This window comes from Exiguobacterium sp. s80 (genome assembly GCF_018618725.1).
GTDB lineage: Bacteria > Bacillota > Bacilli > Exiguobacteriales > Exiguobacteriaceae > Exiguobacterium_A > Exiguobacterium_A oxidotolerans.
In genome coordinates this window covers 1-393 of the sequence record NZ_JACSMP010000029.1, presented here as the reverse complement: position 1 = coordinate 393, position 393 = coordinate 1, and the positions used below count along the sequence as shown (strand labels likewise).

Here is a 393-nt window from a genome sequence, read left to right as displayed (position 1 = left end):
TTTTTATAACCATGTCATTAGACGTGTGTTCTTAGAATACCAAAATGCTAGATCAAGGTATGAAGGGCGTACGGTGGATGCCTTGGCACTAGGAGCCGATGAAGGACGCGACGAACAGCGATATGCTTCGGGGAGCAGTAAGTATGCTTTGATCCGAGGATTTCCGAATGGGGGAACCCACCATCCGTAATGGGATGGGACATGTTACGTGAATACATAGCGTAGCGTGAGGCAGACCCGGGGAACTGAAACATCTAAGTACCCGGAGGAAGAGAAAGCAAATGCGATTCCCTGAGTAGCGGCGAGCGAAACGGGAACAGCCCAAACCGGAGAGCATGCTCTCCGGGGTTGTAGGACACTCTATACGGAGTCAAAAAGGAAGACAGTAGGTGA

At 50.4% G+C, this 393-nt stretch carries 1 rRNA gene; it reads left to right on the top strand.

Features of this window, described 5'->3' with window-relative positions:
• Nucleotides 1-50: 50 nt before the first annotated feature.
• A 23S ribosomal RNA gene (locus tag KNP94_RS15835) occupies nucleotides 51-393 on the top strand; the annotation flags it as partial.